Annotated in this window: 16 protein-coding genes, 2 pseudogenes and 2 riboswitches; of the genes and pseudogenes, 7 read left to right on the top strand and 11 right to left on the bottom strand. The window is 60.2% G+C overall.

The annotated features are described in order from the left end of the window. Window positions 1-33: 33 nt before the first annotated feature. From AS156_RS44285 to AS156_RS41950, 3 genes are all read right to left on the bottom strand, one after another. Window positions 34-438, bottom strand: a complete 405-nt coding sequence (locus AS156_RS44285) for a hypothetical protein (protein ID WP_245312736.1) — start codon at window positions 436-438, stop codon at window positions 34-36. Further along, complete coding sequence (locus AS156_RS12025; protein WP_245312734.1) at window positions 380-1,657, bottom strand: outer membrane protein; 1,278 nt, start codon at window positions 1,655-1,657, stop codon at window positions 380-382. Before AS156_RS12025 ends, AS156_RS44285 begins: the two co-directional genes overlap by 59 nt. 2,643 nt (window positions 1,658-4,300) lie before the next feature. Continuing rightward, entirely contained in the window at window positions 4,301-4,501 is a 201-nt protein-coding gene (locus AS156_RS41950; protein ID WP_136626151.1) for a hypothetical protein, read from the bottom strand. 123 nt (window positions 4,502-4,624) lie between these two features. Here AS156_RS41950 and modC point away from each other — a divergent pair. Next, window positions 4,625-5,820: pseudogene (gene modC / locus AS156_RS45970) on the top strand (molybdenum ABC transporter ATP-binding protein). A 788-nt stretch (window positions 5,821-6,608) separates the two neighbouring features. Here modC and AS156_RS42815 read toward each other — a convergent pair. Then, on the bottom strand, window positions 6,609-6,848 hold the full coding sequence (locus tag AS156_RS42815) for a hypothetical protein (RefSeq protein ID WP_160331083.1): 240 nt from the start codon (window positions 6,846-6,848) through the stop codon (window positions 6,609-6,611). Between the two features lie 86 nt (window positions 6,849-6,934). Further along, on the bottom strand, window positions 6,935-7,144 hold the full coding sequence (locus tag AS156_RS41945) for a hypothetical protein (protein ID WP_136626150.1): 210 nt from the start codon (window positions 7,142-7,144) through the stop codon (window positions 6,935-6,937). Between the two features lie 573 nt (window positions 7,145-7,717). Here AS156_RS41945 and AS156_RS12000 point away from each other — a divergent pair. Further along, window positions 7,718-8,491 carry a host specificity protein gene (locus AS156_RS12000; protein WP_066504139.1) on the top strand — a complete coding sequence of 258 codons (774 nt, stop codon included), beginning with the start codon at window positions 7,718-7,720 and terminating at the stop codon, window positions 8,489-8,491. A 149-nt stretch (window positions 8,492-8,640) separates the two neighbouring features. Here AS156_RS12000 and AS156_RS42810 read toward each other — a convergent pair whose 3' ends face one another. The 3 genes from AS156_RS42810 to AS156_RS11990 form a co-directional block, all read right to left on the bottom strand. Then, window positions 8,641-8,781: a hypothetical protein gene (locus AS156_RS42810; protein WP_160331082.1), complete on the bottom strand. Its 141-nt coding sequence runs from the start codon at window positions 8,779-8,781 to the stop codon at window positions 8,641-8,643. 882 nt (window positions 8,782-9,663) lie between these two features. After that, window positions 9,664-10,809, bottom strand: a complete 1,146-nt coding sequence (locus AS156_RS11995) for a ribonucleotide-diphosphate reductase subunit beta (RefSeq protein WP_082747456.1) — start codon at window positions 10,807-10,809, stop codon at window positions 9,664-9,666. A 22-nt stretch (window positions 10,810-10,831) separates the two neighbouring features. Beyond that, the gene (locus tag AS156_RS11990; protein ID WP_066503912.1) at window positions 10,832-13,708 is read right to left on the bottom strand and encodes a ribonucleoside-diphosphate reductase subunit alpha; all 2,877 of its coding nucleotides are present in this window, start codon (window positions 13,706-13,708) and stop codon (window positions 10,832-10,834) included. 116 nt (window positions 13,709-13,824) lie between these two features. Next, window positions 13,825-14,046, bottom strand: a riboswitch (cobalamin riboswitch). Between the two features lie 132 nt (window positions 14,047-14,178). Then, a riboswitch (cobalamin riboswitch) is annotated at window positions 14,179-14,378 on the top strand. Window positions 14,379-14,490: 112 nt separating this feature from the next. Between AS156_RS11990 and metE the strand changes: the two genes are divergently transcribed. Continuing rightward, the gene (gene metE / locus AS156_RS11985; RefSeq protein ID WP_066503910.1) at window positions 14,491-16,842 is read left to right on the top strand and encodes a 5-methyltetrahydropteroyltriglutamate--homocysteine S-methyltransferase; all 2,352 of its coding nucleotides are present in this window, start codon (window positions 14,491-14,493) and stop codon (window positions 16,840-16,842) included. 18 nt (window positions 16,843-16,860) lie between these two features. Next, window positions 16,861-17,064, top strand: a complete 204-nt coding sequence (locus AS156_RS11980; RefSeq protein WP_066503908.1) for a hypothetical protein — start codon at window positions 16,861-16,863, stop codon at window positions 17,062-17,064. A gap of 613 nt (window positions 17,065-17,677) precedes the next feature. Here AS156_RS11980 and AS156_RS11975 read toward each other — a convergent pair. From AS156_RS11975 to AS156_RS11970, 3 genes are read right to left on the bottom strand one after another with little or no spacing between them, the layout of a single operon-like run. After that, window positions 17,678-19,633, bottom strand: coding sequence for a S8 family peptidase (locus tag AS156_RS11975; protein ID WP_347336621.1), 1,956 nt, complete (start codon window positions 19,631-19,633; stop codon window positions 17,678-17,680). Between the two features lie 27 nt (window positions 19,634-19,660). Continuing rightward, on the bottom strand, window positions 19,661-20,137 hold the full coding sequence (locus AS156_RS45760; RefSeq protein WP_347336620.1) for a hypothetical protein: 477 nt from the start codon (window positions 20,135-20,137) through the stop codon (window positions 19,661-19,663). A gap of 14 nt (window positions 20,138-20,151) precedes the next feature. Further along, a complete protein-coding gene (locus AS156_RS11970; protein WP_066503906.1) occupies window positions 20,152-21,135 on the bottom strand; it encodes an AAA family ATPase in 984 nt (327 codons plus the stop codon). A gap of 545 nt (window positions 21,136-21,680) precedes the next feature. Between AS156_RS11970 and AS156_RS11965 the strand changes: the two genes are divergently transcribed. The 3 genes and pseudogenes from AS156_RS11965 to AS156_RS45965 form a co-directional block, all read left to right on the top strand. Next, entirely contained in the window at window positions 21,681-23,201 is a 1,521-nt protein-coding gene (locus tag AS156_RS11965; RefSeq protein ID WP_066503903.1) for a TIGR02677 family protein, read from the top strand. Further along, window positions 23,198-24,505 carry a TIGR02678 family protein gene (locus AS156_RS11960; protein ID WP_066503902.1) on the top strand — a complete coding sequence of 436 codons (1,308 nt, stop codon included), beginning with the start codon at window positions 23,198-23,200 and terminating at the stop codon, window positions 24,503-24,505. Before AS156_RS11965 ends, AS156_RS11960 begins: the two co-directional genes overlap by 4 nt. Beyond that, a pseudogene (locus tag AS156_RS45965) lies at window positions 24,502-26,055 on the top strand (TIGR02680 family protein); the annotation flags it as partial. The gene AS156_RS11960 and the pseudogene AS156_RS45965, both read left to right, overlap by 4 nt.

Here is a 26,055-nt window from a genome sequence, read left to right as displayed (position 1 = left end):
CGGTACTTAGGACTTGCCAGCTATCGGGTCTGTTCAGTCGAGCTTATAAGCGACTTGGAAGAATACGCCCCAACGCTCCATACTGTACTTCGCAAATTCAGGCCCAGCGATCGTGCCCGGGCCGCCGCAGCCGCTGCACATGAAATCGCTGTCTTTTTTGGTCCACATAGCCCAATAACGGCCGCCGATTCCCACGCTGAAATTGTTGGTGATGAAGTACGACAACACCCCTTGAGCCTGCACTCCCCCGCCACCATTCCCGCGTTGATCAAAGAAGGTGGTCGTCGGGCGCAAGAGATGGTTGTCACGACCGCTGAAATCGGTCCAGGGCAGATAGGCAATGTCGGCGCTGACGCGCCAGCGCTCGGCGAACATGGTCTCACCGCTCACGCCGATGCGCGGAGCATTCCAATGAGTACTCTGTTTGCCGATGATCATGTTGTCGCTTGGGCTCAAGGCACGGAAAGAAGAAGTTGGCGAGCTGCACGCAGCCTGGCGTGTCCGACTTCTGGCCGTAATATGTCCAGCCGATGAATCCACCGACTTTGTAGTCGGTGCCGCGCAGGAGATCATAGCCAGCGTCGGCCGTGTAGTATGTGAACTTTCCGTTCGACTGACCAGATATCGTGTCGGTGTAGGATATACCGCCGTAGATACCCCAGTCTTCGTCGTTCATGTTTCCGCGGTTGAAGCGCCCGGCTCCAACGTAGCCCTTCAGGAATATCCCCCAGGGGCTGTCGAGCCGGCCAAACAATTCCCCGGAAAGTCCGTCCAGCCGGTGATAAGTAAGCCTCGATTCAAGGATGCTGGGATCTCCGGAGATTGATGGCACAGCGCTGTTGTCCCATTGGAATCGTCCCCGGCTGAGCCACAGCCGCGAGCCGCCCTCGAACGACCACCCCGCTGCGAAGGCAATTGGCCGTATGAGGTCGGTTGTCTTCGCGTACAGCTGCGGATCGAACCATTGCGCCGCTCGCGGGTCGGCGCCAAAATGGTAGTTGAGAGCGACCTTTCCGATCTGATAGCTGCTGGACAGGCTGGTTGTGTTCTGGGGAAGAATTGCAAACGGTGGAAACTGCACGGTCGGAGAGGTCACCACGCTCGGCCCGCCAAATTGCAAAGAGTCATACTCGAATTTGACCGACCATGCCGGCGTCAACGCCTGCTCGATGCCGAACCCGATGATGCCCCCGACACGACCATAATCGAAGTGGGTTGTCTCCTGTGACATGAAGCCAAAATATTCATTGTTGTTGACGACGTCCCCGCGATTATTTTGCCAGGCTACGCCTCCCTTGATGTAAGCCAGCGTGTGCCCCTGCGGGCCAAAAGCGTAACCGAGACGACCGGTACCGGCGACAAAGGCGGTTGGGCTTGCCTTGCAGTTTGCGCTCACAATATTGCCGGCGGCTGCGAGGCAGCTATTTGTGCCATCGGAAACAGCCCGGCTGGCGTCCAGTTCGACGCCCAAAACCCAACTATCGTTCTGCCAATTGTAGCCAAATTGGCCACCTGCCAGGAAGGCAGGGGTATCGACGACATCCCCATAGATTGAGGGACCGTAGGGATTACTGAAGGACGTGCGGCCGTAACCACCGCCGACGTGCACGCCAACATATCCTCCGGACCAACTCCACACCGCCGATGACAGCTTCACCGTTGGCTCTAGGTCTGCTGAGTTGGCCGCACCGCCCCCAATGAGCGCAACCGTGGCGGCCGCCCAAACACTTACTCCAGATCGCATCGTAGCCCCACTGTCGCCATGTGCGCCATCGATCGATGGCCGGATGACAATTGGCTACGCTCGTAGTCACGTATCCGTCGCTGGACCAGCTACCAATCTTGGTGGGGCAAAGCTTCTTTCTTCCCTACTGATTGTTTCGATTCCCTCGGCGCAATGACAAATCCGAGCGCCGCATCAGTAGGACGGCTTCCTCTGGTACGTTGTGGCCTTGCAACTCGGATGCTTTCTTCCGGGCGGAGACGCTCGGAGATAGCAGCTTGTTGATGCCGCCTCGTCTGACGTGCCCCCTTATCTCCGTCGCACCTGGAACCACGCGGCGACATTTGGCACGCAAGGCCTTAAAGTTCTCTCTGAGACAAAACATAGCGGCATCTGGGTCATCTCGCCCAGTAAAATGGCCACAGAAGCGGACCAAGTCCGGTCTGCACGACGCTAATGTCTCTGCCGGCCTCAGATCTCGCGCTCGAGCGTGTCTTGTATACGCAGTTGTTGTAGTCGCCAGAACAGCGATGGCCGCTGCAAAGCGATATGCCATGCAGATCCAATAAGTGCGTCGCTTTTGATTCACCATATCTCTCTTAAGCTACGTGTGCTTCGCTATTGTCTCGCGCAATGTGCAACATGGCCTGTCAGGCAGAAGACAAACCGAAGGTCTTGGAAACAAGGATGGCAGTGGCGCGCTCTCGTCCCTCTCCCGATCAAAGCAACGCCCTCGACTCGTTGGCACACGGAACTACTCGCAGCCGAGAACAACTTCATTTGCGGCCGAAACAGCGGGAGAGTGCTGGCCTGGGCGCGCGATCGCTATCAGAGCGCCGCTGGCACCCGCTTACAATCTGACCATCAAGCGATGACCGAGTCGGCTTCCAAACGATCCTTGCCGCGAAGTGGGTGGACGAACGACATCCCTACAAGACGATCGGATCCCGGCCGAATGCCGGGTGGTTCCGAGTTGGGTCAAACCAAGTGTGTCGGTGACACAATAGCTGGTTGATGAGAGTAAGCAGTTCATTCCCAGTCAGCACTTGACGTCTATGACACCTACGGTCCTGTAAACTCGACCATCCGCGAAGGGCGGTGCGGAACATTGAACATCGTACCTCGCCCGGGTCTGCCCTCCAGTCCAACAGCACGAACGCTAAGACGGTCCGTTCAGACCTCGAACTGCTCGTCCGGCTTCGGTGCAGTTCGGCCCCAACCTATGCCGTGCATAGCCACTTTTCGTACTGAGCTCTCCGCAAGGATACACAAAGGACCTTCGCGGAGTGAACTTTACAACGTTGAGACATTCGAGTTCTTTACTGCCCGAGGCGAAGTTTCGAGAAGCGACAGCCGCCTGCGTCGATCGTACAACCTGACGCTACGTACGCTTCAAGTCCTTATTTTGGGCGCGGGGTGGGACGCTAATCTCACGCCTACGTCTCGAAACATCTGGCCGGCCACGAGCGGCGGTGAAAACCCTGGCCCTGTAACTCTGGATGCCTTGTGAAGGGCGGTCCAACCCGTCGTCATGCTCCTGACAACGAAAGGGCGGCTGATCCGTGAGCACGCCTCGCGCAGACCGCTCTGTGTCGCCGTTCGACTTGCACAATTCAGATTCTCTCGCGCGTCATATGGCCGGCCCCCTCCCTGTTTTCCGCTCAAGTTGGCTGAGGTTTTTGTCTGGAACTGGGTCCCGATCTGACAGGCAGGGGCTGGCATGGGAACCATGTCTCGGACGAACGTTTGCGTATTCCGCTTCGCGTGCGGGGCCGATGTATTCGGTGTTACCCATTCCAACGGGCTAAAGAGGAGAACGCCGAGATCGTCGAATGTCTTTCCGCATGAAAAGAGAGAATGGCTTGCACGGCACGCGTTCAAACCGAACGTGCAAAGAGATTCAAGCCGTGGCCGTCCCCTCCTTCGCTCCAAACGGTCTGCTACTCAGTTATCCGGCAGCTCTGTTTTCCGATATCATCCGTCCCGGATCTCGATCACGATCGAGGCGGCCAGGCGGTCGCTTCAAGCGACCAGCGAGGAGGCGCGTGACCTCTGCTGGTTGACGCTTCGTTGACGATCGCGGCAGCCCGGCGCGAGACGGCTGCCGACGATCGAACCGGCCTCCGCCTCGATGCATGCGGCCCAAAGCCGGCGCCGTTGGGTGCGGCTCTCGTCTGGTATCTATGTCCCTTTGAAGACATCAACGTCGGAAACTGGACGCATACCGCGCGGCCGGGACGCTGCGCTGGCGGCTCGCATTTCACCCCATCAAGCCGCGCGCGCACAATTCCGGGGGCGGCACGCAGCTTGCTGTGAGAGGACCGAGAGCCGCCGCAAGGAAGTGGCGCAGCAGCTCACGCTCGGAGTCCCGATGAAGCTGAGACTGGTCCAGTTGATTCTGATCGTTGCGGCTCTGATGCTGCTCACGCTCGGAAGCGCTGGAGCAGTGAACACTAATTTGGCGGTTGGAGCGCACCCTCGTGCTGCGCGCCAGGGAGATTGCAGGCCCGTTCAAGCTGAAGACCGCACACAAGGCACTGGAGAGCTATGATACGAGCCGACCGTTCTACAGCTAGATCATGCAAGCCGGTCCATTTCAGCTGTCTCCACCTGCCGGCGACTCCGCTCGAGCAGAGTGATCGGCCATGGCACCGCAGTTCCGCTAAGCGACTTCCCCCGTGCAATCGATGGGCGCGCGCCGCGCAATTCCACTGCGGCGCTGATGAATGACACGGAGGCGCTCAAAATGCCGCGCATCATAAAGCCGATGGTCTGCAATCTTGCCTCCGCTCCTTACGGGATAGCCGCGAGCAGACGTCGCCAAGCGAAACAAGCTGGCTTTTCGTACACCATCGTGACGTTGTGGCTTGTGGTGGCCCCGATTGTAGCCTGGATCGAACGATGCGGCCCGGGCACGTGAGGACTGCAAAACCGGGCCATATAAAAGTCGCCTTCAGCGGCTCGCTCGCGAGCATTCCGCTCGACGCGCAATTCAGCGTGCCGGCAAGTGGCATGACGGCTATTTTCGGCCCACCAGGCTGCGGCAAGACCACGGTGGCGCTTTGCATCGCAGGCCTCCAGCATCTGCCGACTGGTTTCTGTAAGATCGATGGCGAGGTGTGGCAGGATGAGAGCACATTTCGCCCGACGCATTTGCGTCCCGTCAGCTATGTGGTCCGGTATCCGACCATTTTTCCTCATTCGTCGGTCAGATGCCATCTGCTTGATGCCGCGCCCAAATTGGAACCAACGCTGGCCGGTTTTGAGGAAGTGGTCGAACTGCTGGGCTTGGCATCGCTCCTTGACCGTTCTTCCTCACATCTCTCCGTCGGCGAGCGGCAGCGCGTCGCCATAGCCCGCGCGCTACTGTCCCAGCCCCGATTACTTGTGATGGATGAGCCGCTTGCCTTGCTCGATCGCTCCGCCAAGCAGGAGGTTCTGCCGTTCCTCGAGCGGATGCATGAAACGCTCACGCTGCCGATGATCTATGTCAGCCACGATTTGGCTGACGTCGAACGCTTTGCTGATCATCTTGTCATGATGGAAGACGGAAGGGTGACTGCGGCTGGGCCGTTGCATGTCTTGCAGACCGATCCAGCGCAGCGGCTTGCGGGGCGCGACGAAGCCGCTGTGAGCCTTGACGCCGTGGTCGGCGGCTACGACGGACGTTATGGGCTCATCATCCTCCGCCTCAAAGGCGCCCGCCTGTTGGTGCCGGGACCCCCCTCAAACCCGGCGCGCGTCAAAGGCTGCGCATCGCAGCCAGCGACGTCGGCATCGCTCGCGAGGCACCGCGCGCAAGCTCCATCCTCAATGTCTTGCCAGCGCGCATCAAGGCCTCTTTGCCGTTCAGCGCGGCAGAGGTCACATTGGTGCTCGCGCTCGAGACTGGAGTTTCGGCCGCACAGATCCTGTCGCGCATCACGCGCCGCGCCTTTCATGAACTGGGCCTCAGGGATGGAATGGACATATTTGCCGAAATCGGACGCATTTTCCTGGTCTCGGCGTCTGAACCACCATTGCACGCCATTTCGACTTCGAGCGAATCGACAAATGCTGGAGCTGCAAGGACCGCGGAGGTGACGCTCCGACAATAGGATGAAGCCCGCGACTGGCGGCCTCGCTCAAAGACTCTGCCGCAGCGCCTCGAGCCAGCATATCCTTTGACGGGAGGAGGTCAGGAATAGGAGTTAAGCGGACGCAATGACGACACGGCAGGTACGATCACGCACCTTTCAAGGCTCGTCAGCGCCCTGCCGACTGACCACGGAATGTAAACGCATCCCGGATCGTCGGGTGGACAGTCACAATCGCCGATCGTCTTAGACAGATTTAAGAGTTGCGGCCTAACAAATCGCCCAATGTGACCTAGCTACGTTTGTCTGCTTGCACAACTAGGAAGCGCACGGATTGGTCCGTTCCGTACGAACCGAAGGAAACCGTAAGGCTGAAGGAACACGTCACGCGTAACTTATGAGCGACATTGCATTCTTACCATTGCCGCGCGCATAGCGACGCTTGTGGCAAGCTGCTATTTCCCAGCAAGGATTATCGGCAAGTCGAATCGGCCGTTACCGCAGCCGCATGCCGTGCAGGTGAACATCTCAAGCCCCCAACCGGACGCACGACTACAACCGCCGGCGCGGAGCCTACTTGCTCTGGAACATGCTTCCTCTGGGAACAGCGCCTTACCTTAAGGATTAGGACAAGTCCGGAGCGTGGACAGGCAGTTCGAGAATCGAGCTGCCCTCAGAGGCTTGGCAGACGTACGCTGGGTGACGCCCACCGCACTCTTTGCAGGACGAAGCCGCAACTGATCCCGGCTCGCTTAACCACACGCCATTCAACGGCTAGCCATGTTGACCGATCCGCAGTACAAACTGAATTATTTGGTGATCCCATGCTGGATGATGAATTTAACAGGCAGCGGGCTCGTCTGGTTCGCGACCTTGCCGATCGGGCCGACCCGTTTATCAAGCGGCGGCTCCTGGATCTCGCGTCCCGGTACGAGCAGCCCCGCAAAACCAAGCCGCTGGTGCTCCCCCCCATAAACGTCAAGGAGCACCTCGACCGCGGGAGCGATGGCTAGGCTCGGCGTGGTGCGATCCGATACAGCGTTCAACACGGTCAAACCTCGCGCTGACTATGTCCGTCGCCGCCGAAGTCGCGTGTCGCGTTGCGCACGACATCGTAAAGGCGAGGCCAGACCTCTCAGGCTCTATGAAATGGCCTTGATGGTTTCCTAACGCGCCAATCCTCACGGTTGTATCTTTCCACCGGCAACTGCAACCTTTTGGCTCGTTCGTCGCGGTCTTCTTTTTGAAACTCGCGCTCGCGGCGCTCGAACTTGGTTAGCTCGTCATTCGCCGCTCGCTTGAAATCAGCGTGCAAGCGACCGGCGCCTTCGGTGCGGGCAGCCATGCTCGTCTCCTGACAACCTAGTCAAAACCTATGCCGAAAAACGCCGGCGCGCGACCACTTTAGCTCAGACTATCTTTAGATTGCCCAAAATCGCAATGAATCGGGGCGCCCGCTGAGCGAAACGTAGCGGGAACATAACCGGAGCACGATAAATCAACGACTTAGCAGCTCCTGCGGCGCTGCTGGTTGGGGACCTTCGCGTTGAAGCGTCAGCACCATCTGGTGAACCGATGGTGAGCTAACGCGGATGTATACGCGCATGTCGGCTTCAGCTGGAGGGCAGCCGTGCAACCCCGTGCAAACTCGGAACAAAACCAATGGGCCCCGACATGGTCGGTCAGCTTGACGCGCGCGAGTACGTCAGGGCCGGCAGCCGTGCGCTTTTCTTTACATCAGCTTGTGGTCAGCTCGCTCGCTCAAGTTACTGACCGGTCTTGAGTAGACCGACGTCAACCAGGACCCAATGCTGTCGATAGGAGAACTACTCGCATGTATGGCAGAATCACTGGACCGTCCATCCCATCTACAAGCGCGGGCCAAGCCGATGAATCCGGGCAGGTAGCGGATGACCGGATGTTTAGGCAGACGCTTGCAGACGCCGCGTCTGGTTCATCGTCGGCGACGCGTACGTATTCCCTCACCTCCGAGCCTCCTATTTACGAGATGAACAGCAATACATTCAGGCAAGAACTGAGGAACTTTTACGGTGACGATGTGAAGCACATAGCCGACAATCCGCAAGAGTACTCGGACTTCGTGTCGTCCAAGGCAGAGAGCACCGCGATGGTCGCTAGAGCCGGCGCGACCGTAAATCACAAGACTGGTTCGCGGTACTTCAGCTACCAGCTGGGCGATAAGAGTGTCGGACTCCTAAGGACGGATCCAGGCGTCCGCATCAAAGGCGAGGCGTGGCAGGAGGAACACTTTCCGGGCCGTAAAAACATCTCATCTGTCGTAGCTCTCCGAGTTACTCATCCGCTCGTTGAGAACGCCGGCGATGTCCTGCTCGAACATCAACTTCGGCTTGACGGCAAGCGGCCTTTGATCATGTCGCGTCCTGCTAACGATGAAGCGAAGCCCCGTCTGGAGCAGATGGGCTTTGTTGACGTGGGTGGGAACGAGTTCGTGCTCGACCCTAGACAACATGCTGATAAGTGGACGAAGAACGACCAGGATGAATGGCAGCGTACAGACAAGCCTCGACTGTATCTCCAAGCGGAGAGCGAGGATCCTGTTGAAGGAAGTCAGGACGATAACTCGAACGAAGACTATATCGAGACAGATTCGTCTGGGGACGATCCGTCTTGGTACTTCGATCGCCTCAATTTGGGCCTGCCGACGAGCTAGTGTTTCGGCACAGCGGTTTGGACTGGTCGAAAATTGACCTAATTTGGCAGCGGGCCGCTTCGGTTGCGCCACTCGACGCCAGCGCATTTTGGCAGTGCGGCGTTTCTTCCAGTCGGCCGTCTCGGCGACGAGGCGGCCGAAACTGTCGATTATTTCTTTTTAGGCTTCGTCGAAGACCCAGCTTCGGCTTCGACGTGTTCAAGCACGGCTTTTCGTTTGTCTTCGTCATCGATCTTCGAGAATGCACCCAATAGCCTGAGCGCCTGGAATTCCCCTAGCGTCGCCTTCATCCTGTTCCTCCACGGGTCTTATATCCGAGGGCCCTTCCATTTCGGCTTGACCTGACACTCTCAGTAGTTTCACGGTTTCGCCGCTGACGACGATCGGCATGGATGTCATCGTTTCTCGTTGTCGGGGACCCGGACTCCAGTCGCACTTCTTGTTCTGGAACTCCGCAACGCGGAGCGGAAAAGTGTCAATGTGCGCCGTGGCCCGGTCATCGAAGTGGACCTTGTACTCTTGTCATTGCGGCGCATCCATTGCACCGAACCCCAGAAGAAGTCCTGCGGCCGCTCGATGCAGTTACCGCCGGCGTGCAGGAAATTCCGTCGTCGAGCATCCGCAGACAAAGCAACGCCGGCTGCATGTGGTCGTATCTTGGTGCCGGCCTGCAGCGCGAGCTGGATTGATGCTCTCGCCGTGGGTTTTGCCGGCTTCGCCAGATGCCTCCGTTCAAGAGCATGCGGCCAAGGTAAGTCCGTCTCCAAGGCTCGTTGAAGCAATCCAACGACCGTCGGGTTTTGTCCGCCACCCGCGTTTGTTACCATCCCCGGCCCCATTTTGCTCAATCGCAAAACACAGGGCTAAGAATGTACAACATGACGCCGCGTAAGCTTCAAGCCCCTTCGAAGGCGATCCTCGCGTTGACATGCTCGCAGTAGCCGCAGCCTCGATTCGCACTCTGCTTGCTTAGTTTAAAGGCAGCATCACCCGGTCGCGCGATGAACGAAGCGACAACGATCAGAATCAATCGAGCAATCCGGACCACTTCGCTCGCAAGATGATCAAAGTGGTCCGGCGGCGCAGCATGGCGCGTCAGAGGCAATGTCCGACACTACGACCGTCCGGCTCGCATCATCCGTATGCGCAGGCAATGGTCATCGCAAATCAGTTCATCCCCAATCGAGCGCACCGCCGTTCTGATACTCTATGACGCGGGTCTCGAAGAAGTTCTTTTCCTTCTTCAGGTCCATCGCCTCCGACATCCACGGGAACGGGTTCTCCGCCTCCGCGAACACCGGCGTGAGGCCAATCTGCGCGCAGCGGCGGTTGGCAATGAAGTACATGTACTGCTCGCACAATGCGGCGTTCAGCCCAAGGAAGCCTCGCGGCATCGTATCGCGGCCATAGGCGGCCTCGAGTTCGGCCGCCTCGCGGATCATGCCGCGTACCTCCTCCTGGAACGCGGACGTCCACAGATGCGGGTTCTCGATCTTGATCTGATTGATCACGTCGATGCCAAAGTTCAAATGGATGCTCTCGTCGCGCAGGATGTACTGATACTGCTCGGCGATGCCGACCATCTTGTTGCGGCGGCCGAACGAGAGGATCTGCGCAAATCCAGTGTAGAACCACATGCCCTCGAAGATCACATAGAAGGCAACGAGGTCGCGGAGGAACGCCTGACCGGCCTGCGGCGTCCCGATCGTGAAATCGGGATCGTCGAGATGCTGGGTGTGCTTGATCGCCCACGCCGCCTTGTCGGTGATCGAGGGCACCTCACGGTACATATTGAACAGCTGGCCCTCGTCGAGGCCGAGGCTCTCGACGATGTACTGGAAGGTGTGGGTATGCACCGCCTCCTCGAAGGCCTGGCGCAGGAGATACTGCCGGCATTCGGGGTTGGTGAGATGGCGATAGATCGCCAGCACGATGTTGTTGGCAACCAGGCTTTCAGAGGCCGCAAAGAAGCCAAGATTGCGTTTGATGGCGCGGCGTTCGTCCTCCGAGAGGCCGTCGCGCGACTTCCACAGCGCGATGTCGGCCTGCATCGAGACCTCGGTCGGCATCCAGTGATTGTTGCAGGCGGCGAGATATTTCTCCCATGCCCATTTGTATTTCAGCGGCAGCAACTGGTTGACGTCGGCGCGGCAGTTGATCATCCGCTTCTCGTCGACCGAGACGCGGCCGCCATGGCGGTCGATCGTGCCGAGGCCGGTTGCCTCGTCCGCTTCGGCGGGCGCCGTCGCGAAGCACGGCGGCATGAAAGGCGCGCACTCTTGGCGGGCTGTGGTCGCAGTTTCTGAAAAGTCGAGCATAATGTCGGTTCCTTTGTTTTGATTACTGGCAGGCTTCGCAGTCGGGATTATCGATCGAGCAGGCAATGGCGCCCGGTAGATCGGGGACCGGCGAGGTCAGCGCCACTGGCGAGACAGCGTTGAGCTTGCCGTCGGTACCCTTTAGCGTTGACTTCTCGACATGGGTCGCACTGCGCGAGCGCAGGTAATAGGTCGTCTTCAGGCCCAGCGACCAGGCCTGACGGTAGAGCACGTCGAGCTTCTTGCCGGAGGGATTGGCGATATAGAGGTTGAGAGACTGCGCCTGGTCGATCCATTTCTGCCGCCGCGCGGCGGCCTCGACCAGCCAACGCGAATCGATCTCGAAGGCTGTCGCGTAGAGTGCCTTGAGGTCGCCTGGGATACGGTCGATCGCACCGACGCTGCCGTCAAAATATTTGAGGTCGTTGACCATGACATCGTCCCACAGCCCGCGCGCCTTGAGGTCGCGCACCAGATGGTCGTTCACCACCGTGAAGTCGCCGGACATGTTGGATTTGACATAGAGGTTCTGGTAGGCGGGTTCGATAGACTGCACGACGCCGCAGATATTGGAGATCGTCGCCGTCGGCGCGATCGCCATCACGTTCGAGTTGCGCATGCCGACCGAGGTGACGCGGCCGCGCAGGGCCGTCCAGTCAAGCGTGCTGGTGCGGTCCATTGCAACCGCGCCGCGGGCATCGGCAACGAAGTCGATCGAATCGATCGGCAGGATGCCCTGGCTCCACAGGGAGCCCTCGAACGACGGATAGCGTCCTCGCTCGGCGGCGAGATCGCTGGAGGCCGAGATCGCGTGATATGAGATCGCCTCCATGCTGGTGTCGGCGAAGGCCACGGCGGCATCGGACGCTATCGGAATGCGCAGCATATGTAGCGCGTCCTGGAATCCCATCAGACCGAGACCGATCGGGCGATGCCGCAGGTTGGAGCAGCGCGCTTCCGGGATGGTGTAGAAGTTGATGTCGATGACGTTGTCGAGCATCCGCATCGCCGTCGTCACCGTCTTCTTCAGCCTGACATCGTCGAGCCGGCCGTCCTGGATGTGGCTGGCGAGGTTGATCGAGCCGAGATTGCACACGGCGGTCTCGTCGTCAGATGTGTTTAGCGTGATCTCGGTGCAGAGGTTCGATGAGTGGATCACGCCAGCATGGCGCTGCGGCGAGCGCAGGTTGCACGGGTCCTTGAACGTGATCCAGGGATGCCCGGTCTCAAACAGCATGGTCAGCATCTTGCGCCAGAGGTCGACGGCGCGGATCTGCTTGAACACGCGCATTTCGCCGCGCGCAGCTTTGGCCTCGTAATAGGCGTAACGCTCGGCGAACGGCTTGCCATAGAGATGGTGCAGATCCGGCGTTTCGTCCGGCGAGAACAGCGTCCATTCACCATCGGCCTCGACGCGCTGCATGAACAGGTCAGGCACCCAGTTTGCGGTGTTCATGTCATGGGTACGGCGGCGGTCATCGCCGGTGTTCTTGCGCAGGTCGAGGAATTCCTCGATGTCGACATGCCAGGTCTCGAGATAGGCGCAGACCGCGCCTTTGCGTTTGCCGCCCTGGTTGACGGCAATCGCCGTGTCGTTGGCCACCTTCAGGAATGGAACCACGCCCTGGCTTTCGCCATTGGTGCCCTTGATATGGGCGCCGAGCCCGCGGACGCGGGTCCAGTCATTGCCGAGCCCGCCGGAATATTTGGCGAGCAGCGCGTTGTCCTTGATCGACTTGAAGATGCCGTCAAGGTCATCGGCCACGGTGGTCAGGAAACACGACGAGAGCTGCGGCCGCAGCGTGCCGGAATTGAACAGGGTCGGCGTCGAGGCCATGAAGTCAAACGACGACAGCAGATTGTAAAACTCGATCGCGCTCTCCTCGCGGTCAATCTCGCGCAGGGCGAGCCCCATGGCGACCCGCATGAAGAACGCCTGCGGCAGCTCGATACGGTTGCCGCAGACATGCAGGAAGTAACGATCGTACAGCGTCTGCAGGCCGAGGAACTGGAACGACAGATCACGCTCCGGCTTAAGCGCTGCGGCGAGCCGCGCCAGATCGAAGCGAGCGAGCTCCGGATCGAGCAGCTCGGCCTTGATGCCGGCCTTGATGTAAGCCGGGAAATACTCGGCATAGCGCGAGGCCATGTCGGCCTGCGACGCGCTGGTCGGGACATCCAGCACATAGGACAGCACCTCGGTGCGCAGCTTGTCGAGCAAGAGGCGCGCGCTGACATAGGTGTAGTTCGGCTCCTGCTCCACCAAGGTGCGCGCCGCCATCACCGAGGCGAGCGCCAGCTCGTCCTGGCCGATGCCGTCATAGATGTTGCGCTCGGTCTCGGCGATAACGGGCGCAGCGTCAACGCCATCAAGGCCGGCACAGGCCTCGTTGATGATCAGCGTCAGCCGCGCATGGTCGAGCGGCACCTTGGTGCCGCCACGCAGCGTGACCTGGACCGCTGGTCCGGCCACGGGCTTTGCCGCCTTCGCCGCGTCCTGCTCGATGCGCTGCCTTGTCCGCTCTTCACGGTACAGTACATAGGCGCGCGCCACCTTGTGGTGCTCGCCGCGCATCAGCGCCAGTTCGACCTGATCCTGCACGTCTTCGATGTGGAAGCTGCGGCCCTCGCTCATCCGCCGCGACAGCGCGCTGACGACCTCCGCGGTGAGTTGCTCGACGATCTCATGCACCCGGCGCGAGGCGGCCGCGGTATGTCCCTCGACCGCGAGGAACGCCTTGGTCATAGCTACCGAAATCTTGCTGGCATCGAATTTCGACACCGTGCCGTTGCGACGGATCACCTGCATCGGAGATGCAGCTTCCGGCGCGGCGAGCGATTCTGGACGCAACAGGATGAGTGGCGCTGGCTTTACTTCGCGATCGAGAGAAAGAGACATCGTGCAGACCCCGTGATGCTTGTTGGGGCTGGATGTCGAGAGGACGCTGCGTCATTCCGGCGGACAAGCGTCACCGGCATGGCTGTGCAAGCGACCGCCGGGACACCCCGCCCGTGGACGTGTTTGGTGTCGCGGCAGGTCTCCTGGCTCGCAGGTCGCCGTTGCTCCCTCGTCTTCCCAATGCCTCGCGGCATCAGTGACTTAACAGGGCGAGAGCAACTCACTGCTTACAGTTGCGGGGGCAGCGCCGGATTTTTACGGATCGATCCGCAGTTCACCGGCTTCCCTCTTAGCCACCAAATCTTGCGATATGGCGGACCGTGACGTCTATATCTGGTGCGATTTGAGGCGGGATGTCAACGGCCGCGAGACGGTCTTTCCAATTTTTTTGCAGCGTCATCCAAGGCTCATGAGCATCTTTGGACGGAGCCCCATCAACTCGCGTGAGTTGACGCGCCCGCGAACTTGTCTGTAAGTGACCTCGTCGTGGTTCTTCGAGAGACACTTTCGCTCGAAGCTAAGAGGGAAGCCGGTGCGATGCCGGCGCTGCCCCCGCAACTGTAAGCGGCGAGCCATCGTCTATTTCAGCCACTGAAGCGCAAGTTTCGGGAAGGCCGGACGACAGCTAAGACCCGCGAGCCAGGAGACCTGCCTCGACAAACTGAACGTCCTCGGGCGGGGTGTCCCGGTGGTACGGTTGCGACCCGCTCGCGCCTCAAAGCGCCTTGCGGAGTCCAGACGTGTCACTACGGCCTTTGCCCCCAACTTTTGGGGTTAAGCCAATGTCCTCTACATCTATCTCCTCACTTGCGGTCGCAACTCTTGGTACGCCGCGGATCGGTCCACGCCGCGAGCTCAAGCTTGCGCTCGAAAGCTTCTGGTCCGGCGCGTCGGACGAAAAGGCATTGATCGAAGCCGGGATAGGATTGCGTACCGCCAACTGGGCGCGGCAGAAGAAGCTCGGCGTCTCGGTGATCCCATCGAACGATTTCTCGTTCTACGACCAGGTGCTCGACACCTCGGTGATGGTGGGCGCGATTCCCGCGATCTATGGCCGGACCAGCGGCCCGATGCCGCTTGCGACCTATTTTGCGATGGCGCGTGGCAGCCAGGGTGATGTCCAAGGCAACCCCCACGATGCGCCCCGCGGCCATGCCCATCTTGGCCAAAGCGTGCCCGCGCAAGAAATGACCAAGTGGTTCGACACCAACTATCACTACATGGTTCCAGAACTCGCGAAAGATCAGCAGTTCCGCCTCGTCTCGCGCAAGCCGATCGAGGAATATGAGGAAGCCAAGGCGCTGGGCTACCAGACCCGACCCGTGCTGGTCGGTCCCGTCACCTTCCTCAAGCTTGCCAAGAGCAAGGATGCCGGCTTCGAGCCGCTATCGCTGCTGGACCGGCTGCTGCCGGTCTATGTCGAGGTGCTGCGGGAACTTGCCAGCAGCGGCGCGGAATGGGTGCAGATCGACGAGCCCTGCCTGGTGCTTGATCTCGACGAGGCGGCGCAGAACGCGCTGCGCCGTGCCTACGCCGAAATTGCCAAGGCAGTGCCGCAGATCAAGATCATGCTGGCGAGCTATTTTGGTAGCCTTGGCGAGAATCAAGACACGGCATTCGCGCTTCGCGTGGCAGGTCTGCATCTCGACCTGGTGCGCGCGCCCGAGCAGCTCGACGACCTCGCCCGCCTGCCCGCAGACCGCGTCGTCTCACTCGGCGTCCTCGACGGCCGCAACGTCTGGCGCGCCGATCTGAGCAGAATCCTCGACCGGCTTGAGCCAGTCGTCGCAAAGCTCGGCAAGGATCGCGTGCAGATCGGCCCCTCGTGCTCGCTGCTTCATGTGCCGATCGATCTTGCTCTGGAAAGCAAGCTCGACGCCGAGGTGAAGAGCTGGCTGGCCTTCTCCGTGCAGAAGATCGAGGAGCTGGCCGCGCTCGGCACGGCACTTGCCAGCGGGCGCAAATCGATCACAAAGGCTTTGAAGGCATCTGACGCCGCAGCAGCCGCGCGCAAGACCTCGCCGCGCATTCACGACGCGGAGGTGGCAAGCCGCATCGCCGCCATCGACGAGGCGATGCGCCGGCGCGCCAGTCGGTTCGAGGAGCGAGCCGAGGTTCAGCATGCGCGCTTCAACCTGCCAGCTTTCCCCACAACGACGATCGGCTCTTTCCCGCAGACCCACGAAATCAGGAAAGCACGCGCCGCGCATGGCAAGGGAGACCTGAGTGATACCGCCTACAAGACCTTCCTGCAGAACCAGACAGCACGTACCGTGCGCTGGCAGGAAAGCATCGGTCTCGACGTGCTCGTCCATGGCGAGTTCGAGCGCAACGACATGGTGCAGTACTTCGGTGAGCAGCTCTTAGGATTCGTCTTCACCGAGAACGCCTGGGTGCAGTCCTACGGCTCGCGCTATGTCAGGCCGCCGGTCCTGTTCGGCGACGTGTCACGGCCCAAGCCGATGACGGTCGAATGGTGGCAGTATGCGCAGTCGCTGACCACAAAGCCGATGAAGGCGATGCTGACCGGCCCGGTCACCATCCTGAATTGGTCCTTCGTCCGCGACGACATTCCGCGCAGCCAAGCCTGCCGCCAGATCGCGCTTGCGATCCGCGACGAGGTCATCGACCTGGAAGGCGCCGGCGCCGGCATGATCCAGATCGACGAGGCTGCGTTGCGCGAAGGTCTGCCGCTGCGGCGCTCGGAGTGGACAACCTATCTCGACTGGGCTGTAGAATGCTTCCGTATCTGCTCGTCCGGCGTCCGGGACGAGACCCAGATCCACACCCATATGTGCTACTCCGAATTCAACGACATCATCGACGCGATCGGCACGATGGATGCCGACGTGATCTCGATCGAGACATCGCGATCGAAGATGGAGTTGCTGGACGCGTTCCGGAACTACCGCTATCCGAACGAGATCGGACCCGGCGTCTACGACATCCACTCGCCGCGGGTGCCTGAGGTGACCGAGATGACCGAGCTACTCAAGCTGGCGCGGCAGCGCCTGTCCGACGACCAGCTCTGGGTCAATCCGGATTGCGGCCTGAAAACCCGCAAATGGGACGAGGTCCGGCCGGCGCTCGTCAATATGGTTGCGGCCGCACGCGAGCTGCGGGCGGCAGGCTGATTGTCACCGAGGCTGCTGATGCAATTGTGGATCAAATGCACCCGCTATGGCAAAGCGGAGCCCTACTATGTCAACATCTCGCTCGTTAGCGGCATGTCGCGCGAGGACGACAAGACGATCCTGGAATTCGTCGGCAGCAACGCTCAAGCCATCGAGGTGGACGAAACGCCAAAAGAGGTTCTGGCGCTTCACCTCGGTGCGTCCGCCGGACATGGCGTCTAACTCGCAAGACCCTCCGGTTCACGTGACCACTCCGCCACATTTTGGTGCCACGCGGCCGCTGGGGCCACTTGCTTGTCTTGCCTCTAAAGCCTGTTATTCAGGTTTGTCGCCGGTCGTGCCGAATGGTCAATCAAGAAAATAGTGCGTCTTCTCGGACAATGCCGGAGCTGGCTCTCGCGACTGTAAGCGGCAAACTGACGTTTTTAAACCACTGGGTCCGTTCGGTTCGTTTGCAAAAATGGTCGGAGGCGTCAGCCCGCAAGCCACGAAAACTCGCTATCCGTCGGGGTTGCGTACTGGCGCGTTGGGCGAGGCGCTCCAAGGAGTTGCAAGCCAAGCGAGAGCTGCCCGACCTCGGGATCAAGGACAGACGCCCGCCGATGAGGGTGCGTGACGGCTTGAACTTTTTGGTGTTGGTCGCACTATCTTAATTTCAACTATCGATATCTCTCCCGCGACCGGTGTGAATTTCGGCACCTTTCTTGATCTCAGCCAAACACGCTGATGGTCCGGTTCGGCAGTCACCCCTTCCGCCAGTCAAGGCAAAAAATCAAAAATTTCAACGTTTGGTGATTTCTACTCACCAAACGCGACTATCCCGCGCCGCAACCGCTCATGAAGCAGGTACTGGAATTTCCAGCATGTTGGCGATCGGCGTGTAGATGTCGATGTTTGCTCCTGGAGCTTTCACGGAGACGACCAGCGCATAACGTGCCGAGCGATCCCAACGCTGAAGGGCAGGCTTTTCCTTCCACCAGCCGCTGACGGGAAACACCCCGATCGCATCGCGCTCGGCTAGTTCCGCCGCACTTCCGCGCCAAATATCCGAGTGGATCGATCCCTTATCGCGGATCGTACCGAGCACCCAATTGTCGCCACCCGCCGCGGCTCCAGCCTGCCCCTCCTCTTCCGCCTCCGCAGCCTTGTTGATACGTTGGCGAAACTGCTGGAGACTCTCCAATGACCGCTTCACTGCAAAACGCAGCGAGTGAGATGAATAGCGGTGTCGTCTCGTCCATCCTCGCTCTCCGGGGTTGGGCTCGACGAAATAGGACAAGGTGATCCGCAGCTCGACATCTTGCTCTCCCAACTCCAGCAGCTCGTCTCGGGGCCACGGCAAGCGGTGGAGGTTCATGCTGCGAGTCTTGATGGTCGAACCATCCTTTCGGAACGGGAGAAGAGCATCTTCGACCATCAAGGTCGCATCGTCAGTCGCACTCATCACTGCGCGACCGATATCAGGCACACCCCATCCGTATCGGCGAAGCATGGCCGCCTTCTGTGCCTGAGCAGCCCCCTCGATCCGTGCGCGCATGGCGGGCGTCCACTCGGCCGAGTGCACCGCGAGAGCTCGCACCGTTTCTGGCCAAAGCTGGGGCCGGGCAACCAAAACTCCGGCGCAAAGATGCGAGCCTAATGCTGCGGCCGCACTGGTATCGCCAAACGTCTCGAAGAGACGCATTTGCGGACGATAGTGCGTTGTTATAAGCTGGAGGTCGTCGATTGCTGACGCCGGATTGACACCGTCATGGGCAAAGTTGCCGCCTTCGAACACGACATCCGGTCGGATCGGCCACTGACGATCCCAAACACCAGACGTTCGGCTCGCCGGAGACAATTCGCCGGCGGGCGCCACTGGCTGCCAGCCATTGAAGTCGGGATGAAAGATGCCGATCTTGTCGGTGTACGCTCCGACAACTAGCGGATTCCACGCCTGAGCGGGGCTCTCGACCTCTTCAAGGTCGTTCCGGTCCGGGTAGTCCGGAGCCGCAATGTCACCTCGCAGATTCCCAGCGGCGAGCACCATGAGGCGTCGACGGTCGCCACCTCCATAGCAAAGCTGGTCGATGGCCGCCGACCACGAAGTAGGGCGACCGCGACCAAGACCGACTTCGCTCGTCACCGCCATGCAGAAGACCCGCCGACGACGCGGAGCCTGTGCCTCAGCCTTGTTGATACCGACTTCCGTGATTGCTCCATAAAGTTCGGGATCGTTCTGGCCAGCTGGCGGCAGGATTTTGACCGTCTCCAATCGATGGCGCAGGTCAACTTGACCACCATGGCTAAGCGCCGCTTCAAGATCGCCATAGAGTGCGACGCCTGACATCGACGTGCCATGACCATTCCAGTAAGAGCTATCGCCTACGCCCCAGCCCTTGTCATAGGCGTGCTGGTCGACGGCATCTAAGCCCGGCTCGATCAACGGATGCGTCCGGGTCGCCCCGCTGTCGAGAAGACAGATGGCCGGCGCCACCGCATCAGGTGCGTTAACACGATCGACGAGATTGCCCGCCCAGTCTGCTTGTTCGACTGGGCGCATCTCGAGAAAGAGCGTCGGCGTATCCTTGGCAATGCGCAGTTCGGCTACGGCGTCGCTATTGTCGACGAGCCTCGCCATCGATTCCTCGTTGGCAAGCGCCAGAATCACATCGCGCTCGGGGAAGCTGATGGCATGTTCCTTCAGGGTCACATTGAGGCGTTGTGCGACATGCCGAAGGGTCTCCAAACGACCGTCGCGAACCCACACCTCCCACCACGCCTGACGCCCAACCATCGGAAAAAGCGCCATGTCATCGGTGAAGAGCGAACGAACGGCTCAAAGGCGGACATCCTCGATTCGCGCGACCAAGGCTTCGTTCCTGGGCTTTCCCGACTTCGTGTTCTCGTCGCGATACGTCTCGACCTTTTTGGCAAAGAATTCGGCCGAGCGCTCAGGTACGAACACCGTGGCCGAAACCATTTCCTGATTATCGGCGGTAGACCTAACGGCAACGAGCTCAATTTTGGCAGGCTTATTCTCAAGACCTTCCACAGCGTCCTGTTCCGCCGCCGGGATCTCGAATTCGAGATAGAACCCCTTCTCGCCTTCAGCGATCGCTTGGTCGCGGGTTCCAAGTTTTTGCCGGGCCTGCTGGACGGCTGCACCGATCGCGTGGCCGAGCTTCTCTGCGTGCTGCGCTCTTACCCGGGCGGGAGGCAGTCCTGTGATGACAATGCGAGGTGATGTGTACGGCTCTGCTTCACCGCCACCCTCAACATGAAAATGCGGCCGATTGCGCGGCGGTCGTGCCATCTATCGTCTGCACCTCAACTCGTGGCGGCTCTGCGTTCCGCCAATGTCGAGAGCAGCGTTGGCGTCCTGATCTCGCTCCTGTCCTCGAGTACGGCGATCTTCGCCGCCTCGTCGGCAGCCCGTGATACTTCCGCCTGGCTCAAACCCGCAGTGGCTTCCAAAATCGACGACCAATTGACGTCCGAGACGTCAAATCCCGTCAGATGCGATTCCAATATGCCGCGAGCGATCTCCGGGTCCGGCAATCCATAAATAATGACGTCGTCGAAACGCCGGAAAACGGCTTTGTCTAGCAGCTCTGGGTGGTTGGTCGCAGCAACGATCAGGCTCGGGCCGTCATCGTTCTCCAAAAACTGGAGGAATGAATTGAGCACGCGCCGGATCTCGCCGACATCGTTCGCGTGCGATCGTTGTGAACCGATCGCATCGAACTCGTCAAAGAAGTATACGCCGCGCTGAACTGCAACAGCATCAAACACCAAGCGAAGACGCGTCGCCGTTTCGCCCATGAGCTTGCCGATCAAGCCCTCATAGAGAATTGTGAATAGCGGTAGCTTTAACTCGCCGGCAAGAGCGGACGCCGTCATCGTCTTGCCCGAACCCGGAGGTCCAATTAACAGCAACTTCCGTCGAGGCGTCAGACCGCGGGCGCGCAGGCGCTCCTGTTGGCGCTGTTCGGTCAAAACTCGCGTCAAGCGCTCCTTTAGATTTGGCCCCAATACCATGCTGTTGAGGCGAATATCCGAATATCGCGCCGACAACAGGCTACTCAGTTCGCCTTTTGGCTGCGCCAGAGGAACGGGACCCGCACCGCGCCGGCCGACATGCGCAGTCTTGCCCTTTGCCGCGTCGATCAGCTCGCGCAGTTCCTGGGCGAGTTTGCCGTGTCCTTGCCTCGCCTCGTGCGCGGCAAGCTGCGTCGCCACGGAGAGGAAGCGGTCGTCGTCTCCGTCGATATGGCAGCGCAGCAACGCGACGATGTGGCGAGCGGTCGACATTCTTCCCTACTTCTGTTTCCAGCCCGGAGTTCCTCCAAGACCGACACTAACGATCAAGCCTGGGGCTGTATCGGACAAAAGCGCTTACATCTATTCGAGCCGGCCCTGATTTCACAGGACTCAGCGACCCCGGCAGGGCTTTAAGGCTAATCACTAGTCTTAGTCTACCGATGAGTGGTTAAGTATTTCCGGTCATATCCCTGGACGGAGCGTGGCTACCCTGCCGCGGGCAGAAACATGCACTGTCGATAGTGACAGAACATAACGAGAACATTATACTCATTGGTCGTCTTTGGTCAAGAACCAGCAGCCGCGGTCGCGCTGGCCAATGCCACTGCGGGTGCGGCCTAAATGACTCCTGGGAGATCGGCGCAAACAACCATGGGTCGCTGTCGCCACAGAACGACCGTGCCAGACCATGGCATCACCGAACGGGCAAACGTTCGGCCTCCTGTGTTTGGCGGTCGTCTACAGCCGATTTGCTTTGACGGACGCCGCTCATCGGGTCACCATTGCGAGGTATTTCAAGTGGTTATGGGGCATACATGAGCGGTCAATTCGAGATCGCCACGCATCAGGACCTTTTCCGTCACGTCACCGCTGATAATGCGGCGCTGTACCGGTGCGTCCTGGATGTGTGCGCGGCAGCAGAGCGTCAACTGCTGCTTTACGTCCGGCCTTCCGAGATTCTCGCGCAAGCAAAGTGGCTGGGCGAACCGCCGACCACTTCCGAACTGGACGCCATCCTCGACAAGCTGACCGAGTGGGGCAATCTCGACTGCCAGGCCGACAATTCGCGCGTAACCTCGTTGAGCGGGTTCTATCGCCGCCGCATGCTCTACCGGCTTTCGAAGGGCGGCGTCTCCGTCGAGATGGCGCTCAGCGCCTTCGCGAAGGAAATGCAGCGCCGCGGCGAACTGCAGACGGTCGCGCTTGAAGACATCGGCAAGAGCCTCCTCACGCTGATCCACCTCGGCCGAAGCAACGATCCTGACGTCGCCAAGATCTACGAGACCCTCAACGGTCTGATGACCGTGTTCAACAACATGGCCGAGACCGCGCGAGCCTTCATGGCCGGCGTCCTCCGCGGTGTCGATTTGCAGGACGGCGACGTGGACGCTGTGCTGAACTACAAGCAGCGTCTCATCGAGTACATCCGCCAATTCGTTGGCGACTTGGTCAGCCGAAGCGGTGCGATTTCGGAAGACATCAATGCCCTTCAGTTGCGTATCGACGCGATGCTCCAGTCGGTGGCCCGCCGTCAGGCACGCAACGCCCCTCCGGGCGAAGAGCTGGCGGCCTACGAAGCGGAACTGAAGATGTGGGACGAGCGGTGGCAGGGCTTGCGTATGTGGTTCGTCGGCGGGTCGAACGGCGAGCGGTCCCAGAGCGAACAGCTCAGAAGTCGCGCCCGCGCCGCGATTCCGCAACTGCTTGCAGCAATCATCGCGATCAACGAACGCCGAAGCGGCCGCAGCGACCGCTCGGCGGACTTCAAGAGCCTCGCTCACTGGTTCCTCGACTGCGACGGTGACGAAGACGCCCACCGACTTGCGCGAGCCGCGTTTGCGCTCAACCCAGCGCGTCACTACGCCGAAAACACCGCCGCTGCTGACGTTACCGGTGTCATTCCGTGGCATAAGGCGCCGTCCATCGTCGTTCCGCTGCGGCTCCGCGAGACCGGCTACAGCATGCCCCGCGGACGGCTCCCGCACGTTCATGATCGAAGCGCCGGACGCAAGAAGCTCGAAGCGCAGGTCGGTGAAGAGCATGCGCAGATCGAAGCAGCCAGACAAAAATTTGCAACAGGGTGCCCCCTGCTCCTCTCGGAGCTCTGGCGTCTAAACTCGCACGAGTTCCGATTTTTCCTCGATCTATTGGGCGAAGCCATCGCGACCAAGGCCGCCGGCGACGATGGCGTCACCGAGATCCAGTCCAACGACGGTCTCTATCTCATCCGGCTTGAACCGCTCGACGCGGACACGGAAGCCGAAATCGTCACCGAAGACGGCGTGTTTTGTGGCCGTGACCACCGCATCACCATCACACCGACGGATGCCGCATGAGCGCCGCCTCGTCCACGCGGCGTGAAGCACCCGTTCAGACCGGCCGCCCTGGTGGACGCGAGATCCTGCGCCAGCAGGAGACGCAGGAACACGCCGAGCGCAGGGAGGCCGTTCGCGCGCTCCTGATGCGCCCGTTACTGACGCCCACAACCGCCGAAGCAAGAGAGGCTCTCCGTCTGGTGCGACGTCACTCCGCGTATCTCAGGGAGTGGTTCGCCCGCGAGGCCGGATGGCCGCTGCGCGTAGAGCGCGACTACGCCAGACTGTGGAAACGCCCGAGCGATACAAGCGATCCAACGCGAGGATGGGCAAATTTCAACCGCAGGCGCTACGCGATCTTCTGTCTGGTGTGCGCGGTGCTCGCGCGGAGCGAACCACAGATCACCCTTTCTGCCCTGGGTGATCAAATCCTGTCCCTTGCAAAGGATACCGATCTCCTCAACCGCGGTTTCATTCTCGACATGGCAGACATCCACGACCGACGCAATCTTGCATCGGCCTGCGTCGCGCTCGGCGAACTCGGCGTACTCAATGCCATCGATGGAGACGCCGAGTCGTTCGTCAAGTCCGGGCAGTCGGAAGATCGGTCCCGCGACGTCCTCTACGATGTTAATCGCGGGCCGCTTGCGAGCATTCTTGCATGCGTTCGTGGGCCATCCACGTGGCCTGAGAACGATGAACCGAGGACAACCGTCGATCGGATCTCCGCCATCACGGCAGAAATTCAGCCGGAGACCGACGAGGGCCGCCGCGATGTCAGCCGGCACCGCATCTCAAGGCGCCTTCTCGACGATCCCGTTGTGTACGACGGCACAGTTGACGAGGCCGACATGCAGTACTTCATCAATCAGCGCGGCGCGATGGCCAACCGCCTCGCGCTTGGCACCGGCCTTGTCGTCGAACTCCGTTCCGAGGGCATTGCACTTTGCGATCCGGACGGCAATTGCAGCGACGTCGCGATGCCGGCGGACGGCACCGATGCTCACGTCACGCTCCTTGTGGCAGACCACCTGGCACATGCCGGCGGCGGCGTTCCCGATCGCCTGCGAATCGAAAGGTTCGTGGCCGAATCGGCCGAGCGATACGGCCGATATTGGCGGCGCAGCGCCCAGGGCGAAGCCGGCGCGCGGGAGCTGACGGCGATTGCCATCTACCGTCTCAGCCAACTCAAGCTCATCACCATCGAAGGCGACCGCATCGGGGTTCTGCCGGCGCTTTCTCGCTACAAACTGGGCGACCCGGACATCAAGAATCGCGATGACAACGATCGGCTGCCCGACGTTTCCGAGGAGGCCGACGAATGAACTCCGTTCTTGCTTTCAACCCACAAAGCACCGGCCCCGTCCTGCCGCTTCCCGGAAAAAAGCGCTGGCAGCCTTTGCGGACCGGCGTCGTGGAGATATTTTTCTATGACGTGGAGGAATTCTGGTTCATCGACGGACACATCGTGTATCGGGGCAATAACGGCGCCGGCAAGTCCAAACTCTTGGCACTCACGCTACCATTCCTCTTCGACGCCAATCTGAGCCCGTTCCGCGTCGAGCCGGATGGCGATCGAACCAAGAAGATGGCGTGGAATCTCCTCATGGGGAGGCACAAGCGCCGCGTCGGATATGTATGGGTCGAGTTCGGGCGCGTCGACGAGGAAGGCAACAACCAGTTCGTCACGCTTGCGTGCGGACTGGAAGCGGTCGAAGACCGCGCGAACGTGGAAAGCTGGTTCTTCATCATCGACGGAAGTCGTGTCGGTCAGGATTGCTCGTTCATCACGCCCGAAAGAGCCGTGCTTCGCCGAACGCAGCTGAAGGATGGGCTCTCCGACAAAGGCGGACACTTCTTCGACCGCGCCGACGACTACCGCCGTGCCGTGGATCAAAGACTTTTCCAACTCGGAGAGGAACGTTACCGCATCCTGGTCGACACCCTCATTCAGCTTCGCCATCCGCAGCTTACAAAGACCCCCGACGAGACGCGTCTTTCCAACGCCCTGACTGCCGCCCTACCTCCGGTCGCGGCCGAAATGATCGACACCATCGCGGAAGCCATGAGCCGCCTTGAAGAGGATCGCAGCCAGCTCAAATCCTATGAATTGGCCCACGCCGCCATTGGAAAATTCGAGCAAACCTACCGCCGCTACGCAGGCGCGCGGATTCGCACATTTGCGCGCGAGGTCCGTATCGCAAGAACCAAGTTTGAAGAAGCAAGCGCGGAGGTAAACAATGCCGACGCGCAATTGGCCTCTGCGCTTCATGAATCGACAGCGGCTGAAACTGCTAACATCGCCGCGAAACGCCAGGCCGAGGCGGCGGATGCGGCATACAAAGGCATCCTTCAACATCCCGACGGCCTCAAGGCGGCAGATCTTGCGACCAAACGGAACCTGGCGGAAGAGGCCGAGGGGCGGCTGACTGCATCCGAGAAACGCTCCGCAACGGCGGCTGCAGATCTGAAGACGGAGTCCGAACGCCAGCAAACGGCAAGGGCCGACCTAGACCGCGCGATGGAAACGCTTGCCGTCAATCGAAGCAAGGCGCTCGATCTCGCCAGATCCGTCGGCATGATCGCACAATTTGAGCATGCCAAGTCCTACTCCGCGTGGCCGAACGAACTTGGGCGCGATGGGCAGACCTCTCTCCAATCCGAGCGTGGCAGTCTACTGACCGCGATCAGGGGCCGCAGAAGCAGCATCGATGCGGTTGTCGAGCTGCTTCGCGAAGTCGACAACAAGATTTCGGCGCTGGCGAACGCGGAGCGCGACGAGAATACTGCCCGTGGTCTGCTTGACGAAGCCGGCAAGACTCTTGTTGCCGCCGAGAATGCGCTGAACGGTGAGATCGACGCTCTCGGTACGGCG

Origin of the sequence: Bradyrhizobium macuxiense (assembly GCF_001542415.1) — a bacterium.
GTDB lineage: Bacteria > Pseudomonadota > Alphaproteobacteria > Rhizobiales > Xanthobacteraceae > Bradyrhizobium > Bradyrhizobium macuxiense.
This window is presented reverse-complemented; position numbering and strand designations above follow the sequence as displayed.